The following is a 17,509-nucleotide window of genomic DNA, read 5'->3' as shown; positions in this document are numbered from 1 at the left end:
ATGCAGTTCCGGCTGAGCCCAGCGGCCCGGTCCGAGGGATACCGGCTCCACAGCCACGACCGGCTCGACTCGACCAACAGCGAGGCGATGCGCCTCGCCCATGGCGGCGAGTCGGGTCCGCTCTGGGTCACGACCCGCCGCCAGGAGGCGGGCCGCGGCCGCCGCGGCAACGCCTGGACCTCGCCGGAGGGCAACCTCGCCGCGAGCCTGCTGCTGCCGGTGGCCGGTGTCGCGCCGGAGATGGTGGCGACCCTCGGCTTCGTGGCCGGCGTGGCGTTGGTCGATGCGATCAGGGATGCGTGCCGCCTGGACCCCGCTCCGCTTGCCTCGCAGGCGGGGCGAGCGGATGCCGCGGCGCCGCACGCTCTTGCCTCCGCACCGGCCGCCATCCATCTGAAATGGCCCAACGACGTGCTCGCCGACGGCCATAAACTCGCCGGCATCCTGCTGGAGGCCGAGACGCTTCCGGGCGGGCGGCGGGCCGTGGTGGTCGGGTTCGGCGTCAATGTCGCTGCGGCGCCCGAGGGTTTGCCCTATCCGGCGGCGGCGCTTTCGGCTTTTTCCGCGGCGGATGCGCCGAGGCTGCTCGAATTCCTGTCGGAACGGTTTGTCGAAGCCGTCCGGATCTGGAACAAGGGGCGCGGATTCTCGAATATCCGGCGGCGGTGGCTGGAGCGCGCGGCGGGGGTAGGGGCCCCCGTGTCGGTTCGCATGGCCGAAGTCACGCTGACGGGCATCTTTGAAACGATCGACGAGGGGGGGCGGCTCGTGATCCTCGCCCCGGATGGAACCCGACGAACCGTGACGGCGGGCGAGGTGCATTTCGGAAGTGCCGCGACGGCGGTCTGAGACTGGATAGACGAACAAGATGACGACACGGCAGGACGAACTCGTCTTCGTGCCGCTCGGCGGCGTGGGCGAGATCGGGATGAATGCGGGCCTCTACGGCATCGGGCCCGAGAAGCAGCGCAAATGGATCATGGTCGATTGCGGGATGGGCTTTGCCGGCGAGGAAGGCTTGCCCGGCATCGACCTGATGTTCCCCGACCTCACCTTCATCGAGGAGCGCAAGAAGGACCTTCTGGGCATCTTCATCACCCACGCGCACGAGGACCATATCGGCGCGATCTCGGAACTGTGGCCGCGGCTCAAGGCCCCGGTCTACGCCACGCGCTTCGCCAAGAACCTTCTGGAGACTCGCCGCCTCTCGGAGCCCGGCGCGCCGAAGGTCGATCTGCGCGAGGTCAAGCCGGGCCGGCGCGTCACCGTCGGTCCGTTCGAGATCGAGTTCGTGCCGGTGGCGCACTCGATCCCGGAATCGAACGCGGTGGCGATCCGCACCGAGCACGGCCTCGTGCTGCATACCGGTGACTGGAAGCTCGACGACACGCCGGTGGCCGGCGACACGACCTCGCCGGAAGCCTTCACCGCGCTGGGCGACGAGGGCATCCTCGCCCTCATCTGCGACTCGACCAACGTGCTGCGCGAGGGCCGCTCGCCGAGCGAGGCCGAGGTCTCCGCGACCCTGCGCAAGCTGATCGAGAACGCGCCCCATCGCGTCGCGGTGACGACCTTCGCCTCCAACGTCGCCCGCATCCGCGCGGTGGCGGAGGCCGCCCAGGCCTGCGGCCGGCAGGTGATCGCCGTCGGGCGCGCCATGGACCGGGTCATCGATGTCGCCCGCGAATGCGGCTACCTCGACGGGCTGCCGGACTTCCTCTCGGCCGATTCCTACTCGCACGTGCCGCGGGACAAGGTGGTCTGCCTGCTCACCGGCTCGCAGGGTGAGCCGCGGGCGGCGATGTCGCGGGTCTCGCGCCACGACCACCCGGCGATCTCGCTGACCGCCGGCGACCGGGTGATCTTCTCCTCCCGCGCCATCCCCGGCAACGAGCGCGATGTCGGCGCCATCATCAACGACCTGATCGAGGACGGCATCGAGGTCATCACCGACCGCACCGAACTCGTCCACGTCTCCGGCCATCCCCGCCGCGAGGAGATGGTGGCGATGTATTCGTGGACGCGGCCGAAGGCGGTGGTGCCGGTCCACGGCGAGGCCCTGCATCTCGACGAGCATGCGCGCTTCGCCCGTTCGCAGGGCGTCGAGACCGTGGTGAAGGCCCGCAACGGCGCGGTGGTCCGCCTCGCGCCTGGCAAGCCGGAGGTGGTCGAGCATGTCCGCGCCGGGCGGCTCTACAAAGACGGCAACGTCCTCATCGACTCGAAGGACCGAGCGATCCCCGAGCGGCGCAAGCTGTCGCAGACCGGCCTCGTCTCGGTGGCGCTCGCCATCGACGAGCGCGGCGAGATGGCCGGGGAGCCGGCGGTCGACATCATGGGCCTGCCCAATCGCGGGCGCAGCGGCGAGCCCCTGCTCGACACCGTGGTCGACACCGTCAACCGGACGATCAACGGCCTGTCGCGCGGCAAGATGAAGGACTCGGAGGCCGTGGAGATCGCGGTCGATCGCGCCGTGCGCTCCGCCGTCAACGAGGCCTGGGGCAAGAAGCCCGCCTGCCACGTGCAGGTGGTGGAGGTGTGATCGCCTCGCGCCCGCATCGCCTCGGCGAGCGGGCGCGGGCCGTCGGGATGCGCGACCTTGCCGGAGAGCGAGGCGCGCGGGATCCTTTCACGAGGCCCGGCGAGACGCGCCGGGCGTGACGCTCGAGAAGACAGGGAGGGAGGCAAGCATGATCGGACGGCTCAACCACGTCGCCATCGCGGTGAAGGATCTCGATGCGGCGACCGCGGTCTACCGCGACACGCTCGGCGCCAAGGTGACCGAGCCGCTGCCGCAGCCGGAACACGGCGTGACGGTGGTATTCGTGGAACTGCCCAACAGCAAGGTCGAGCTGATGTCGCCGCTGGGCGAGAACTCGACCATCCAGGGCTTCGTCGACAAGAACCCGGCCGGCGGCATCCACCATGTCTGCTACGAGGTCGAGGACATCATCGCTGCCCGCGACCAGATGAAGGCGGCGGGCGCCCGCGTGCTCGGCACCGGCGAGCCGAAGATCGGCGCCCACGGCAAGCCGGTGATCTTCCTCCACCCCAAGGACTTCCTGGGGACGCTGGTGGAGCTGGAGCAGGTCTGAGCGATCGGCCCCGGTTCGAGATTGTCGGTCGGGCGCCAGCCCGGCCGTTTTCACGAGTGTTCGAAGACGATGACCCGCTCGCCCCTGCGCATCCTGACCGCCTCGACGCCCCTGACCCTCCTGACGGTGGCCGTGCTGATCGCGCTGTTCGCGGCGGTGGCCGTGAAGGGGTTCGACCTGACGGTGTTCGGCGCGCTGGCGCTCTACTTCGTGCTGTGGTGGACCTTCCTGTTCGCGATCCTGCCGCTGGGCAATGCCGCCGAGGCGGACCCGCAGCGGCTGGTGCCCGGCCAGGATCCGGGGGCGCCCGCCAGCCCGCGCCTGCGCGAGAAAGCTCTGCTGACCACCATTCTGGCTGCGGTGGCGTTCTTCGCAGCGCTGCTGATCTTCCCGCTGGCCCGCCTGTAGCGGCGAAAGCTGCACTCCGCCCGGGAGCTAAATATCGAGCCGACTACAGGGCAAGCTCAGTGCAAAAACAAAAAGCAAGGCACGAGGCCTTGCTTTGGAAAACCGAAGTATTTTTCAGCCTGATTTATGTCGCGCATTGCTTGCGGCGCGTTGGCTGATTGTTCCTCCCAAGACCCGGACCGTGCGCTGCCTCGTGGGCTGCGACCATCACGGCGCTGCTTATAGGAAGAAGATTTCTCTTTGTCATCAGGGGAGAGATGGTTCGCAGCGCTTTTTTGCAGGGCGAGCGGCAAGTGGTCTCCTGAATTGATAAATGATGCATTCTGCAGGCCCTTCGCCGGCTTCGTTCCGCCTTATTGCGGACCGATCCTGTGCTCGTCGGGCGCTTGTGTTTTGCAGGGGCAATGTGTTGTGTGCCTCGGCACGCAGGCCCAGCTCCTCCGTTGGCCGCGCCTGCTCTCTTCCAAGGTCGAACGATGCGTCTCTCCCGCTACTTCCTGCCGATCCTGCGCGAGACGCCCAAGGAAGCGGAGATCATTTCGCACCGCCTGATGCTGCGTGCCGGCATGATCCGCCAGGAGGCCGCCGGCATCTACGCGTGGCTGCCGCTGGGTCTGCGCGTCCTCAACAAGGTCTGCGACGTGATCCGCGCCGAGCAGGATCGTGCGGGCGCCATCGAGATCCTGATGCCGACGATTCAGGCGGCCGATCTCTGGCGCGAGTCCGGCCGCTACGAGGCCTACGGCAAGGAGATGCTGCGTCTGAAGGACCGGCACGAGCGTGACCTGCTCTACGGCCCGACGGCGGAGGAGGTCGTGACCGAGATCTTCCGCGCCAGCGCCCGCTCCTACAAGGATCTGCCCAAGAACCTCTACCAGATCTCGTGGAAGTTCCGCGACGAGGTGCGTCCGCGCTTCGGCACCATGCGCTCGCGCGAGTTCCTGATGAAGGACGGCTACTCGTTCGACCTCGATCAGGCCGCCGCGCGCCACTCCTACAACAAGGTCTTCGTCTCCTATCTGCGCACCTTCGAGACGCTCGGCCTCCGGGCGATCCCGATGCGCGCCGATACCGGCCCCATCGGCGGCGATCTCAGCCACGAGTTCATCATCCTGGCCAAGACCGGCGAGAGCGAGGTTTTCTGCGACCGCGCCTATCTCGACATGCCGGTGCCGCCTCCGTCCGTCGATTTCGACGACGTCCCCGGGCTGCAGGGCGTGGTCGATGCCTGGACCTCGCACTACGCCGCCACCGACGAGATGCACGACGAGGCGGTGTTCGCCGAGGTGCCGGAGGCCTCGCGCCTTTCCGCCCGCGGCATCGAGGTCGGCCACATCTTCTATTTCGGCACCAAGTACTCGACGCCGATGAAGGCGGTCGTCACCGGCCCCGACGGGCAGGAGCGGCCGGTGCATATGGGCTCCTACGGCATCGGCCCGAGCCGGCTCGTGGCGGCGACGATCGAGGCGAGCCACGACGAGGCCGGCATCATCTGGCCGGACGCGATCGCCCCCTTCGACGTGGCGCTGATCAACCTCAAGGTCGGCGATTCCGCCTGCGATGCGGCCTGCGGCGAGATCCAGGCGGCGCTGGAGACGGCCGGCCTGTCCGTGCTCTACGACGACCGCGACGAGCGGCCCGGCGCCAAGTTCGCCACCGCCGACCTGATCGGCCTGCCCTGGCAGGTGATCGTCGGTCCGAAGGGTCTGGCCGAAGGCAAGGTCGAGCTGAAGCGCCGCGCCAGCGGGGAGCGCGAGACCGTCGATCCCGTCGATCTCCCCGCCCGCATCCGGCGCGTCTGAGGACCGGCCGCGATGGCACTCGCGTTGGGTAAGGCTGGCATCTCCCTGCGGGGCATCCTGGCACGGCTGAGGAGCGCCCGCGCGAGCGCCTCGACGCCGCCCTTCGCCGGGTTCGAGTGGATCATCGCCGGGCGCTACCTGCGGGCGCGCCGCCGGGGGGGCGGCGTCTCCGTGGTCGCCCTGTTCTCGGTGCTCGGCATCGCGGTGGGCGTGGCCACCCTCATCATCGTGCTCTCGGTGATGAACGGCTTCCGCACCGAGCTGCGCTCCAAGATCATCGGGCTGAACGGCCACGTCTTCGCCGCGCCGATCGACCGGCTGTTCACCGACTACGTCGATCTCTCCGACCGGCTGGAGAAGGTCGCAGGCGTGCGCGCCGTGGTGCCGATGGTGCAGGGGCAGGCCTTCGCCTCCTCCCCCTATGGCGGTTCCGGCGTGCTCGTGCGCGGCGTGCGCGAATCCGATCTGCCGAAGATCCCGGCGGTGTCCGGTGCCATCAAGAGCGGCACGCTCGAAGGCTTCGACGACGGCCAGGGCGTGGCGCTCGGCAAGCGGCTCGCCGACGCCCTCGGCCTCCAGGCGGGCGATCAGGTGACGCTCTCGACGCCGAAGGGCGCGAGCACGCCGTTCGGCACCGCGCCGCGCACCAAGACCTATACGGTCAAGGCGATCTTCGAGATCGGCGTCACCGATTTCGATACCACCATGGCCTTCATGCCGCTGGCCGAAGCGCAGGCCTTCTTCAACCGCGACGGCGACGTCAGCGTGATCGAGATCTATCTCGACGACGCCGATGCGGTGGGTGAGATGCGCGAGCCGCTGGAGATGGCGGCCGAGCGCCCGATCCTTCTGACCGACTGGCGCCAGACCAACCGCACCTTCTTCGGCGCCCTGGAGGTAGAGCGGAACGTGATGTTCCTGATCCTCAACCTCATCGTCATCGTGGCGACGCTAAACATCATCTCGGGCCTGATCCTGCTCGTGCGCGACAAGTCCTCGGACATCGCGATCCTGCGCACCATGGGCGCGACGCCGGGCACGATCATGCGGGTCTTCCTCATCAACGGGGCGCTGATCGGCCTCGTCGGCACGGCGATCGGGCTGATCGGCGGGGTGCTGTTCACCCTCAACATCAAGCCGATCCAGCGCACGCTCTTTCCCACCGCCTGGGATCCGACCGTGCGCTTCCTCGCCGAGATTCCGGCCGAGATGAACACGAGCGAGGTCGCCATCATCGTGATCACCTCGATCCTGCTGTCGCTGGTGGCGACCCTCTATCCCTCCTGGCGCGCCGCCCGGCTCGATCCGGTGCAGGCCCTGCGCTACGGCTGACGGAACGCCCCGATATGGCTCAGACGAATGACGGCGGCGCCCAGCCCGTGCCGGCCCTGTTCTTCGCGGGCGTCCAGCGCCGCTATCAGCAGGGCGAGGGCGCGCTCGAGATCCTGCGCGGCACCGATCTGGCGATCTGGCCGGGCGAGCTGGTCGCCCTGGTGGCCCCTTCGGGCGCCGGCAAATCGACCCTGCTCCACGTCGCCGGCCTGCTGGAGCGGCCCGATGGCGGCGAGGTCTATATCGGCGGCCAGCCGACCGCGGCGATGTCGGACGCCGAGCGCACCCGCCTGCGGCGCGAGGAGATGGGCTTCGTCTACCAGTTCCACCACCTGCTGCCGGAGTTCTCGGCGCTGGAGAACGTGGTGCTGCCCCAGCTCATCCGCGGGCTCGCCCGCAAGGAGGCGGAGGCCCGTGCCGCCGAACTCCTGAGCTTCCTCGGCCTCAAGGACCGCCTGCCGCACCGCCCGGCCGAACTCTCGGGCGGCGAGCAGCAGCGCGTCGCCATCGCCCGCGCGGTGGCCAACGGCCCGCGCCTGCTGCTGGCCGACGAACCCACGGGCAACCTCGACCCGCAGACCTCGGGACGGGTCTTCAGCATCCTGCTCCAGCTCGTGCGCGCCTCGGGCCTCGCGGCCCTGATCGCGACCCACAACATGGATCTGGCCGCCCGCATGGACCGCCGCGTGACCATCCGCGACGGGATGATCGAGCAGCTCGGCTAGGGGCGAGCGCCTCGGGTTCGATCCTCAGCCGTCATCGCGTGCGAATGCGAGGCGCCTCGGTGGCGCGGATCCGGAGAGAGCAGGCGCTGGATCGCATCGTATCCGCCTCGCAATGACGGAAAGGGCCTGCCACGCATCGGCACCGAGGCAGGGCGCTCGGCGGCGGTCGGGCGCGGGAGGCTGCAGCCTCACAGTGGCGCTGGCAACACATCGTTCACCATACCGCCGTGTCACCGCGTCCCCAGACTTTACACAGAACAAAACAGGAACAAAAATCACTCCATCAACACGGAGTGGAAGCCATGACCAAGCGCGTGTTCCTTACCAGCGTCGTCGAGTTCACCGCCTTCGGCCTGCTCTTCGGTGCGGTCGCGCTCTGGGCGGTAGCCTTGGCGCCGATCCATTAATGGTCCGCGTTCGAGCGCGCTTTGTTCCGGTGCCGGAAGCGTTGCTCACAGGAAATGTCATCAGGCGGGTGGTTTCACACCGGATCACCCGTCTGGACGACGCCGGGTTCGAAGAACGGTGGATATCGCCCGCGGTGCGGCGTGCCGGTGACAGACTCGCAAGGCATTGAACGGCGATCTTAGGGGGATCCGAACAGGGTCCCTCATGGCGCGCACGCTTAAAGAGGTCGGCTTCGTCCACCTCCACGTTCATTCGTCCTACTCGCTGCTCGAAGGCGGCGTGAAGGTCGCCGACCTCGTCAAGGCGGCGGCCGCCGACCGCCAGCCCGCGCTCGCGCTCACCGACACCAACAACCTGTTCGGCGCGCTGGAATTCTCCGAAAAGGCCGCCGGCACCGGCATCCAGCCGATCGCGGGCCTCCAACTCACCGTCTGCTTCGAGGCGCCCGATCCGATGGCGCGCATGCCGCAGGCCGGCTGCGCCAACATCGTGCTGCTCGCCCAGGACGAGACCGGCTACGGCAACCTGCTTCGGCTGGGCAGCCGGGCCTATTTCGACGGTCCGCTCGGCGCCGCTCCCAACCTCGCCGTCTCGGCCCTGGAGGGCAATGTCGACGGCCTGATCGGCCTCACCGGTGGGCTCACGGGGCCGCTCGATACCAGCCTGCGCGCCGGCCGCGCCGACCAGGCGGCCCGCCGCCTGGAGGTGCTGAAAGGGGCCTTCGGCGAGGAGCGCCTCTACGTCGAGATCCAGCGCCACGGCCTCGACGACGAGCGCGCGGTGGAGCGCGAGTTGCTGCGGCTCGCCGACGGCAACGGCCTCGGCATCGTCGCGACGAACGAGCCGTTCTTCGCCAAGCCCGGCGACTACGACGCCCACGACGCCCTGCTCGCGATCGCGGAGGGCCGCCTCGTCTCCGACGAGCGCCGCCGCCGTCTCACCCCGCGCCACGCCTTCACCACGCGGGCGGCGATGATGGAGCTGTTCCGCGATCTGCCGGACGCGCTCTCGGCCTCCGTCGAGATCGCCATGCGCTGCGCCGTTCGGGTGCGCACCCGCAAACCCATCCTGCCGAACTTCGCCAGCGTCGCCGCGGGCGAGGCCCCGCCCATGGCCGAAGCACTCGCCGAGGCCGCTGAGGCGCCGGTCCAGGCGGTGGCCGCCGACGAGCCGACGGAGCTGTGCCGCCAGGCCGAGGCCGGGCTGGAGCTGCGCCTGAAGCAGCACGGCACCGCGCCGGGCTTCTCGGAGGAGGATTACCGCGCGCGGCTGAAGTTCGAGCTCGACGTCATCGTCAAGATGAAGTTCCCGGGCTACTTCCTGATCGTCTCGGACTTCATCAAGTGGGCCAAGGACCACGACATTCCCGTCGGTCCGGGCCGCGGCTCGGGCGCGGGCTCGCTGGTGGCGTGGTCGCTCCTCATCACCGACCTCGATCCCCTCCGTTTCGGCCTGCTGTTCGAGCGCTTCCTCAACCCCGAGCGCGTCTCGATGCCGGACTTCGACATCGACTTCTGCGTCGAGGGCCGCGAGCGGGTGATCCGCTACGTGCAGCAGCGCTACGGCGAGCGTCAGGTCGGGCAGATCATCACCTTCGGTACCCTGCTCGCCCGCGGCGTGCTGCGCGACGTCGGCCGCGTGCTGGAGATGCCCTACGGGCAGGTCGACAAGCTGACCAAGCTCGTGCCGCAGAACCCGGCCAACCCCGTGACGCTGGCGCAAGCCATCGAGGGCGAGCCCAAGCTGCAGCAGGCGATCGAGGAGGAGCCGATCGTCGCCCGCCTCATCGAAATCTCGAAGAAGCTCGAGGGCCTGCACCGCCACGCCTCGACCCACGCCGCCGGCGTGGTGATCGGCGACCGCCCCCTCGAAGAGCTGGTGCCGCTCTACCGAGACCCGAAGACGGGCATGCGGGTGACCCAGTTCAACATGAAGTGGGTCGAGCAGGCGGGGCTGGTGAAGTTCGACTTCCTGGGCCTCAAGACTCTGACGATGCTGCGATGCTGCACCGACCTGCTGAAGCAGCGCGGCATCGAGGTCGATCTGGCTCAAATCCCGCTCGACGACCCAAAGACCTACGAGCCGATGGGGCGCGGCGAGACGGTCGCGGTGTTCCAGGTGGAATCCGCCGGCATGCGCAAGGCGCTGTGCGAGATGCAGGCCGACCGCCTGGAGGACATCATCGCGCTGGTGGCGCTCTACCGCCCGGGCCCGATGGCCAACATCCCGGTCTATTGCGAGCGCAAGCTCGGGCGCGACGCCGGCAACGAGGCGAGCTGGTACCCGCACCCGATGCTGGAGCCGATCCTGAAGGAGACCTTCGGGATCATCGTCTACCAAGAGCAGGTGATGGAGGTCGCCAAGGTTCTCGCCGGCTACACCCTGGGCGAGGCCGACATGCTCCGCCGCGCCATGGGCAAGAAGATCAAGGCGGAGATGGACGCCCAGCGCGACCGCTTCGTGAAGGGCTGCCTGGAGAGCGGGATCACTCAGGCCAAGGCCAACGAGATCTTCGACCTGCTCGCCAAGTTCGCCGATTACGGCTTCAACAAGTCCCACGCGGCGGCCTACGCGCTCGTGACCTACCAGACCGCCTATCTGAAGGCGAACTTTCCCGTCGAGTTCCTGGCCGCGGCCATGACGCTCGACATCGACAACACCGACAAGCTCGCCGAATTTCGCCAGGACGCGCAGCGCCTGAAGATCACCGTCGAGCCGCCCTCGGTGAACACCTCGGGCGTGGTGTTCGACGTCAAGGAAGGGCGCATCCTCTACGCGCTCGCCGCGATCAAGGGCGTCGGCCGCTCGGCGGTGGAATCGATCGTCGCCGCCCGCGGGGAGAAGCCGTTCAAGGACCTCGCCTGCTTCGCCCGGCGCCTCAACCCGCGCCACGTCAACAAGCGCACGCTGGAAAACCTGATCGCGGCCGGCGCTCTCGATTGCATCGAGCCCGACCGGGCGCGGGCCTGGGCCGCGGTCGAGCCGATGATGAAGATGGCCCAAGGCGCGGCCGAGGCCGAGACCTCCGGCATCACCGACATGTTCGGCGGCGTCGCCTCCGCCGATGTGGCGCTCCGCATCCCGCCGCACGAATTCTGGACCCACACGGACAAGCTCAAGCGCGAATGCGACGCCATCGGCTTCTTCCTCTCGGGCCACCCGCTCGACGAGTACGGGCCGATCCTCGAGAAGCTGCGGGTTCAGTCCTGGGCGGATTTCTGCCGCGCGGTGCGGGCGGGCTCGGCCAGCGTCGGGCGGATCGCGGCCTCGGTGCTCGACCGCTCCGAGCGGCGCACCAAGAGCGGCAACAAGCTCGGCATCGTCATCCTCTCGGACCAGACTGGCCACTTCGAGGCGATCATCTTCTCCGAGGGGCTGAACCAGTACCGCGACATCCTCGAACCCGGCCGCCCGCTGGTGCTGACGATCCAGGCCAACCTGGAGGGCGAGGACGTGCGCGCCCGCATCACCACCGCCGAGCCCCTCGATCAGGCCGCCGCCCGCCACCAGAAGGGGATGCGGATCTTCCTGCGCGACGACCGGGCGATCAGTTCGGTGCAGCAGCGCCTGACCCTGCGCGGGGAGGGCGAGGTCTCGCTGATCCTGATCCTCGACGGGGGCGAGCGCGAGGTCGAGGTCCGTCTGAAGGACCGCTATCAGGCGACCCCGCAGGTGGCGGGCGCCCTGCGCGCCGTGCCGGGCGTGGTGCAGGTCGAGGTGAATTGAAGGGGCCCGCCCGAACCCCCCGGTAACCAATCCGATCACCTCCGCAGGATATTGGCGTTACAGAACCTTTCGTGCCTCATCGCCGCCACAGCTCGGTGATTCTGCCAAGGTAAGGTTCGGCCAAACCCAAGGTGGCGCGTGGGAACTCCGGTTGGCGGAGTTCGCCCGGCGCCGCGAAGCGGCCGAAGCCCTTCGAATGCCGCGGCGCCGCATGGTCGCCGCCCGATGGAGTGTGGGATGACCGGACACGGTTTGAGAATGACGGCCGCCGCCGCCCTAATGGGGCTGGCCGGTGCCGCGCAGGCGGCGCAGTGCGGCAACAATGCCGCCGGCTTCGAGGCCTGGAAGGACGAGTTCATCGCCGAAGCCAAGGGCCGGGCCAGCCCGGCGGCGCTCGCGGCGCTCGCCAACACCTCCTACTCCACGGCGACGATCTCGGCGGATCGAGGCCAGAAGAGCTTCAAGCTCTCGCTCGACCAGTTCCTGGCCAAGCGCGGCGGCAACACCATCGTCTCCCGCGGGCGCGCCCTCAAGGCTCAGAACGCGGCCCTCTTCGCCTCGATCGAGCAGCGCTACGGCGTGCCGCCGGGCCCGCTCCTGGCGATCTGGGGCATGGAGACCGGCTTCGGCGCGGTGAAGGGCAACGTCAACACCCTGTCGGCGGTGGCGACGCTCGCCTACGATTGCCGCCGCTCGGCCTATTTCACCGACCAGCTCTACGCGGCGCTCAAGCTCGTCGACAGCGGCGTGCTGACGCCCGCGACCCGGGGTGCTGCCCACGGCGAGGTCGGCCACACCCAGTTCCTGCCCAAGAACGTCCTGACCTACGGCGTCGGCGGCAGCCTCGACAGCGCGCCGGTCGCGTTGAACTCCACCGCCAACTTCCTGAAAGGTCACGGCTGGCAGCGCGGTGCGGGCTACCAGCCCGGTGAGCCGAACTTCGCCGCGATCCAGGGCTGGAACGCCGCCGGCGTCTACCAGCGCGCCATCGCGCTTCTCGGCGCCCGGATCGACGGGCAGTAGTCTTCTCGCACGTCCGTCAGGGCGAGCGGGGCGAAGCCGTCCAGCCGCGGCGTGCCTGATCCGGCACGCTCGCGCCCTGGATCGCTGACGCCTCGCCCCGCATGACGGAGGCGAGAACTACGCGCAGGCCGCGCGCCGGTCTTCCAGGCGCTCGGCCACGAGCGCCTGGAGCGACCACAGGTGCCGGTCGTGGATGCCGAGCCGGGCGCAGGCCTCCACGGTGCGGAACAGATACTCGGCGCTGGGCCCCAGATGCCCGCAGGCCGCCGCGATCCTGTCCGCGATCGCGGCGTCGGATAGGCGGCCGGTGTAGCGGTCGCTCGCCCGGTTCACCATGAAGGTCAGTGCCGTGACCGGCCCGGTGTCCGTCTCCACGCTGACCCAGCGCCCCTCGTAGCCCTTGCCCTTCATCTCCCGCCGCCAGACCGGCATCAGGGTCGCGTGCGGGTCGGCATCGTCCAGGCGGAAGGTGACGCCGCGGCAGATTCCGCCGCGGTCGAGTCCCAGCACGAGGCCGGGACTCTCCGGCGTGCCGCGGAAGCGCCGCTGCAGCAGGCAGAAGCGGCGGTGCCAGCCGCGCAGCGTGCCGAGCCGCTGCTCGGAGACGGCGAATTCCGGGTTCCACAGCAGTGAGCCGTAGGCGAACACCCACAGCCCGCCCTCAGACGAGGCACGCCGCGCCAGCATCGCTTCGAGCTCGGGCGCGAGATCGTCGTCGGAGAGCAGCGTCAGCGCTGTTTCATCGTCGGGGACGGTGTCGGGATGGGCACGGGCGATGAGGTCGAGGGTGAGGGACAGGGGACGGGAAGGCATCAGGCCGGAGCGGATCATCTTTGGGGGTGTGAGTGCAACCCGTTTCGCCCCTTCCTCGTCATTCCGGAGCGCCGCAGGCGAATCCGGAATCCACGACGGGCCGCGACCTCCGACGTCAGCGCCGCATCACGGGTGGATCCCGGGTTCCGCGATGCGGCCCCGGGATGACGGAGAAGGCATGGGCGCCGCTCTTCGCCAGACGGTCTGCCCAGAGCGGGCAACATCCGGTTCAGCGTGCCGGTGAGTCCAACTCCGAAAACGGCTCGCTGCGGTGCCCCTCGCAGACGTCCTCTTCGTCGCGCAGGACGGTGAGATTGTCCGCTTCCTCCCGCACCACGAGTTTAGGCCGCTCCGGCTCGCCGAGGCTGCGGCCCTTCATGCGGGTCGAGACGCAATAGAGCCGGCGGCCGCCATCCTCGAACGGGCCGGTAATACGGCTTCGCTCGAACCGGACCGGGAGCAGCGAGACGGAGCCGAAGGCGACCTGGCCGCGGGCGAGCGCCGCGATCCGCTCGCGCACGGTGCCCGTGGTGGTGGAAGGCGGCGCCGCGCGCACCGAGCAGCCGGCGGTCAGGGCCAAAGCCAACACCATGCTCCCTCGCCTCCTGATCATCTGCGAATCTCCTATTGCGTGTGAAGGCGTAGCAATTTCTATCAAAGCGGGAAATGGCCCCGCACCCGCGGCGCGGTTCGGTGTCCGGCCCGGCTCCCGCGGGGCGAAAAAATGCTTATCTCTCCCCCATGCAGTGGACCGACGAAGGCCTCGTGATCGGCCTGCGCAAGCACGGTGAGACCGGGGTCGTGCTCGAACTGATGACGCCGGAGCACGGGCGCCATCTCGGGCTCGTCCATGGCGGGCGCTCGCGGCGGATGCAGCCGATGCTCCAGCCCGGCAACACGCTGCGCGCGACGTGGCGGGCGCGGCTCGACGGGGCGCTCGGCGCCTACGCGGTCGAGCCGCTTACCATGAACGCCTCGCGGCTGATGGATTCGGGCCTCGCCCTCTACGGGATCGGTCATCTCTCGACGCTGCTGCGGCTCCTGCCCGAGCGCGACCCGCATCCTGCCCTCTACGAGGCGGCGCAGGTCCTGATTGCCCATCTCGACGATCCCGAGATCGCCCCCGCCCTGATGGTGCGGTTCGAACTGGCGCTGCTGGCGAGCCTCGGCTTCGGCCTCGACCTGTCGCATTGCGCGGCGACGGGCGCCAACGACGCCCTGGTCTACGTCTCGCCGAAGAGCGGGCGCGCGGTCAGCGCCTCGGCGGGCGAGCCCTATCGCGACCGCCTGCTGGCCCTGCCGCCCTTCCTGCGCGACCGCGACCAGCCCGGCAGCGGCTGGCGCACGCCGGACGCCCACGACGTTCGGGAGGGGTTTACCTTGACGGGGTATTTCCTCGATCAGCATGTCTGGCGCCCGCGGGCGCAGGGCACGCCGGAGGAGCGGGCACGATTCGTCGCACTCGGCACTGGCCAGAGTGGGTGATGTTCGTGTTATGTTCCATTTTTCTTGCGGGATGCCGTGACCCGTCCTGACGGGTTGCGGGGGCGTAAGGCCGGCGCGCGTCGGCCTTGCGGACGAAAATGACGATGTGGAGTGAGTGATGGGCCAGCCCGTCCTGCCGCCGCCGGGCGACGGCATCGAGAGCGTCGAGCTGAAGACGGCGCTGGAGGAGCGCTACTACGCCTACGCGCTCTCGACGATCATGCAGCGCGCGCTGCCCGATGCCCGCGACGGCCTCAAGCCCGTGCACCGGCGCATCCTGCACGGCATGAACCTGCTGCGTCTTAACCCGACCGCGGCTTTCAAAAAGTGCGCAAAAATCGTCGGCGACGTGATGGGTGACTTCCATCCCCACGGCGACCAAGCGATCTACGACGCGCTGGTGCGCCTCTCCCAGGACTTCGCCCAGCGCTACCCGCTGGTCGATGGCCAGGGCAATTTCGGGAATATCGACGGCGACGGTCCGGCGGCCTACCGCTACACCGAGGCGCGGCTGACCGAGGTCGCCCGCCTGCTGCTCGACGGGATCGACGAGGACACGGTCGATTTCCGCCCCTCCTATAACGGCGAGAAGGAGGAGCCCGTCGTCCTGCCGGCGGCCTTCCCGAACCTTCTGGCCAACGGCAGCCAGGGCATCGCGGTCGGCATGGCGACCTCGATCCCGCCGCACAACGCCGCCGAACTCTGCGACGCGGCGCTCTACCTGATCCAGAACCGCGAGGCGACCTCCGAGCAGCTCTGCACCTTCGTGCAGGGGCCGGACTTCCCCACCGGCGGCATCCTGATCGACTCGCCCGACGTGATCCGCGAGGCCTACCGCACCGGCCGCGGCGGTTTTCGTGTGAGGGCGCGCTGGGCGAAGGAGGATCTCGGCCGCGGCACCTGGAACATCGTCGTCACCGAGATCCCCTACGGGGTGCCGAAGGCGCGCCTCATCGAGAAGCTCGCCGACCTGCTCCAGGAGAAGAAGCTGCCGCTCTTGGCCGATGTGCGCGACGAGTCGGCCGAGGACGTGCGGGTCGTGCTGGAGCCGCGCTCGCGCTCGGTCGATCCGGTGATGCTGATGGAATCGCTGTTCCGGCTCTCGGAGCTGGAGGCGCGGGTCCCGCTCAATCTCAACGTCCTCGTCGGCGGGGTCGTGCCCCGCGTCATCGGCTTGGCCGAGTGCCTGCGCGAGTGGGTCGATCACCGCCGCGTGGTGCTGCAGCGCCGCTCCAGCTACCGCCTCGGCCAGATCGAGCGCCGCCTCGAAATCCTCGGCGGCCTGCTCATCGTCTATCTCGACCTCGACGAGGTAATCCGCATCATCCGCGAGGAGGACGAGCCGAAGGCCGCCCTGATGGCGCGGTTCGAGCTTACCGAGGTGCAGGCCAACGCCATCCTCGACACCCGCCTGCGCTCGCTGCGTAAGCTCGAAGAGATGGAGCTCAAGCGCGAATTCGAGGCGTTGACCCAGGAGAAAGAGGGGATCGAGGCGCTGCTGGCTTCCGAGAAGCTCCAGTGGACGGAGATCACCAAGCAGATCCGCGCGGTGAAGAAGACCTTCGGGCCCGAGACCAAGCTGGGCAAGCGGCGCACCACGCTTGAGAACCCGCCCGACACCGCCGGCATCGACTTCACCGCCGCCATGGTCGAGCGCGAGCCGATCACCGTGATCCTGTCCGAGAAGGGCTGGATCCGCGCGCTCAAGGGTCACGTCGCCGACCTGTCGGGCGTCACCTTCAAGGGCGACGATACCCTCAAGGTCTCCTTCCTCAGCGAGACCACGGCGAAGATCCTGCTGCTCGCCTCGAACGGCAAGGTCTTTACCCTGGAGGCCGCGAAGCTGCCGGGCGGGCGCGGCTTCGGCGATCCGGTCCGGCTGATGGTCGATCTCGACGACGGCACCGAGATCGTCGCGGCTCTGCCCTATAAGCCGGAAAGCAAGCTGCTCGTTGCCGGCTCGGACGGGCGCGGCTTCATCGCGCCCTCGGACGCGCTGGTGGCCAACACCCGCAAGGGCAAGGCGATTCTCGGCCTCGACGAAGGGACGAGCGCGGTGCTGCTGGTGCCGGCCGAGGGCGACCACGTTGCCGTCTGCTCGTCCGACAAGCTGATGCTGGTCTTCCCGGCCTCCGAGGTGACGGAGATCAGCCGCGGCAAGGGCGTGCGCCTGCAGCGCTGCCGCCAGAGCCGGCTCGCGGATGCCTGCGTCTTCACCCTGGCGGAAGGCCTGCCCTGGCGCGACGGCTCGGGCCAGGCGCGGCTGGCGAATGCGGGGATGCTGGAGAAGTGGATGGGCCACCGGTCCGATGCCGGCACGCTGATGACCCGCAGCTTCCCGAAATTCGAGCGATTCGGGCGCTGAAACCTATGTTGGTAGACCTAGATCCCGCGCTCCGCGGTGGTATAGCTATCTAGAAGTTGTCGTTATCGCGGAGTACACCGTTGCCGTCGTTCCTGAGGTATGTGCCGTGCTCGGGAAGCGACGGATTGGAGTTACCGATCACCGTTCACGAAATCACGAAGAGCGACCTGCGTGCACGCCGCTGCCAAACTTGGCATCGCGATGTGCAGCCCGTCATCGCGAGGCGTACGTCCCGTCCGGATGCCGCCTGGAACTGGCCCATGCTCATACAGCCTATGACCCTGATAGGAGGTCTACGACGCGGCGGCCGGCTCTTCCAAGTCACGA

The 17,509-nt window shown here is 68.6% G+C and carries 14 protein-coding genes; 11 read left to right on the top strand and 3 right to left on the bottom strand.

Features of this window, described 5'->3' with window-relative positions:
- The 4 genes from MPPM_RS05460 (at window position 1) to MPPM_RS05445 (ending at window position 3,503) form a co-directional block, all read left to right on the top strand.
- On the top strand, window positions 1–849 hold the full coding sequence (locus tag MPPM_RS05460; protein WP_096484177.1) for a biotin--[acetyl-CoA-carboxylase] ligase: 849 nt from the start codon (window positions 1–3) through the stop codon (window positions 847–849).
- Window positions 850–868: 19 nt separating this feature from the next.
- Window positions 869–2,542 (top strand): ribonuclease J, encoded by a 1,674-nt coding sequence (locus MPPM_RS05455; RefSeq protein ID WP_096484176.1) that lies wholly within the window; start codon window positions 869–871, stop codon window positions 2,540–2,542.
- A gap of 148 nt (window positions 2,543–2,690) precedes the next feature.
- Window positions 2,691–3,095 carry a methylmalonyl-CoA epimerase gene (mce, locus tag MPPM_RS05450; RefSeq protein ID WP_017486707.1) on the top strand — a complete coding sequence of 135 codons (405 nt, stop codon included), beginning with the start codon at window positions 2,691–2,693 and terminating at the stop codon, window positions 3,093–3,095.
- Between the two features lie 69 nt (window positions 3,096–3,164).
- On the top strand, window positions 3,165–3,503 hold the full coding sequence (locus tag MPPM_RS05445; protein WP_096484175.1) for a DUF1467 family protein: 339 nt from the start codon (window positions 3,165–3,167) through the stop codon (window positions 3,501–3,503).
- 56 nt (window positions 3,504–3,559) lie between these two features.
- Here the strand turns inward: MPPM_RS05445 and MPPM_RS27830 are convergent, their stop codons facing one another.
- The gene (locus tag MPPM_RS27830) at window positions 3,560–3,796 is read right to left on the bottom strand and encodes a hypothetical protein (RefSeq protein WP_157914118.1); all 237 of its coding nucleotides are present in this window, start codon (window positions 3,794–3,796) and stop codon (window positions 3,560–3,562) included.
- 183 nt (window positions 3,797–3,979) lie between these two features.
- Between MPPM_RS27830 and proS the strand changes: the two genes are divergently transcribed.
- The 5 genes from proS (at window position 3,980) to MPPM_RS05420 (ending at window position 12,519) form a co-directional block, all read left to right on the top strand.
- Window positions 3,980–5,305: a proline--tRNA ligase gene (gene proS, locus MPPM_RS05440; protein WP_096484174.1), complete on the top strand. Its 1,326-nt coding sequence runs from the start codon at window positions 3,980–3,982 to the stop codon at window positions 5,303–5,305.
- A 12-nt stretch (window positions 5,306–5,317) separates the two neighbouring features.
- The gene (locus tag MPPM_RS05435) at window positions 5,318–6,637 is read left to right on the top strand and encodes a lipoprotein-releasing ABC transporter permease subunit (protein WP_096484173.1); all 1,320 of its coding nucleotides are present in this window, start codon (window positions 5,318–5,320) and stop codon (window positions 6,635–6,637) included.
- Window positions 6,638–6,651: 14 nt separating this feature from the next.
- Window positions 6,652–7,362, top strand: coding sequence for an ABC transporter ATP-binding protein (locus MPPM_RS05430; RefSeq protein WP_096484172.1), 711 nt, complete (start codon window positions 6,652–6,654; stop codon window positions 7,360–7,362).
- 612 nt (window positions 7,363–7,974) lie between these two features.
- Window positions 7,975–11,496 carry a DNA polymerase III subunit alpha gene (gene dnaE, locus MPPM_RS05425; protein WP_096484171.1) on the top strand — a complete coding sequence of 1,174 codons (3,522 nt, stop codon included), beginning with the start codon at window positions 7,975–7,977 and terminating at the stop codon, window positions 11,494–11,496.
- A gap of 237 nt (window positions 11,497–11,733) precedes the next feature.
- Window positions 11,734–12,519 carry a lytic murein transglycosylase gene (locus tag MPPM_RS05420; RefSeq protein ID WP_096484170.1) on the top strand — a complete coding sequence of 262 codons (786 nt, stop codon included), beginning with the start codon at window positions 11,734–11,736 and terminating at the stop codon, window positions 12,517–12,519.
- A gap of 117 nt (window positions 12,520–12,636) precedes the next feature.
- Here MPPM_RS05420 and MPPM_RS05415 read toward each other — a convergent pair whose 3' ends face one another.
- Window positions 12,637–13,332, bottom strand: coding sequence for a gamma-glutamylcyclotransferase (locus tag MPPM_RS05415; RefSeq protein WP_096487739.1), 696 nt, complete (start codon window positions 13,330–13,332; stop codon window positions 12,637–12,639).
- A 229-nt stretch (window positions 13,333–13,561) separates the two neighbouring features.
- Window positions 13,562–13,945 carry a hypothetical protein gene (locus tag MPPM_RS05410; protein WP_096484169.1) on the bottom strand — a complete coding sequence of 128 codons (384 nt, stop codon included), beginning with the start codon at window positions 13,943–13,945 and terminating at the stop codon, window positions 13,562–13,564.
- A 128-nt stretch (window positions 13,946–14,073) separates the two neighbouring features.
- Between MPPM_RS05410 and recO the strand changes: the two genes are divergently transcribed.
- Both recO and parC read left to right on the top strand, forming a co-directional pair.
- The gene (gene recO, locus MPPM_RS05405) at window positions 14,074–14,817 is read left to right on the top strand and encodes a DNA repair protein RecO (protein WP_096484168.1); all 744 of its coding nucleotides are present in this window, start codon (window positions 14,074–14,076) and stop codon (window positions 14,815–14,817) included.
- A gap of 118 nt (window positions 14,818–14,935) precedes the next feature.
- Window positions 14,936–17,182, top strand: a complete 2,247-nt coding sequence (gene parC / locus MPPM_RS05400; protein WP_096484167.1) for a DNA topoisomerase IV subunit A — start codon at window positions 14,936–14,938, stop codon at window positions 17,180–17,182.
- The last annotated feature ends 327 nt before the right edge of the window (window positions 17,183–17,509 follow it).

Source organism: Methylorubrum populi, assembly GCF_002355515.1.
GTDB lineage: Bacteria > Pseudomonadota > Alphaproteobacteria > Rhizobiales > Beijerinckiaceae > Methylobacterium > Methylobacterium populi_A.
This window is presented reverse-complemented; position numbering and strand designations above follow the sequence as displayed.